The sequence below is a fragment of the Reyranella sp. GW821-FHT14A01 genome (assembly GCF_058803965.1).
In genome coordinates this window covers 1-644 of sequence record NZ_JBXAPM010000039.1, presented here as the reverse complement: position 1 = coordinate 644, position 644 = coordinate 1, and the positions used below count along the sequence as shown (strand labels likewise).

General features: G+C 66.3%; 1 protein-coding gene. It reads left to right on the top strand.

The genetic code is table 11. The features are described 5' to 3' along the window. Window positions 1-576 (top strand): integrase core domain-containing protein (locus AC1ROX_RS31600; RefSeq protein WP_493132900.1); only part of this gene is annotated, 576 nt, incomplete at its 5' end. Window positions 577-644 lie beyond the last annotated feature (68 nt).

Below are 644 nucleotides of genomic sequence, written 5' to 3'. Positions count from 1 at the left end.
ACGGTGCAAAGTGCCGTGCAGGCGGCGTTCGAGCGCTATGGCCTGCCCGAGGTGATCCTGACCGACAACGGCCCGCCGTGGGGCGATACCGGCGAGCGGCAGCTCACGAAGCTGGGTGTCTGGCTGATCGAGCACGGGGTGGCCCCCTGGCACAGTCCGCCCCGCCATCCCCAGAGCCACGGCAAGAACGAACGCTTCAACCGCACCCTCGACCTCGAGCTGCTGCAGCGCGTGAGCTTCGAGAGCCTGCTCGACGCCCAGCAGGCGTTCGATGCCTGGCGCGATCGCTACAACCATCACCGGCCACATGACGCGCTGGACCTCGCCGTGCCGGCCGAGCGCTACCGGCCGAGCCCGAGGGCCTTCAGGCCGGAGGTCGAGCCCTTCGACTATGCCGCCGGCGACATCGTGAGGTCGGTCGACGTCAACGGCCGCTTCAGCTTCGCAGGACGGCGGATCAAGGCTTCCAAGGCGCTGATCGGCAAGCGCGTCGCGCTCCGGCCCACCGACCAGGACGGCATCTACGACCTGGTCTTCCGCAGCGTCATACTCAAGCCCATCGACCTCCATCGATAAGCCAGGCTAATCTGAAATGTGTTCACCATGTCTCCGAACAGGTGTTCACCATCTCCCCGGCCCAAACA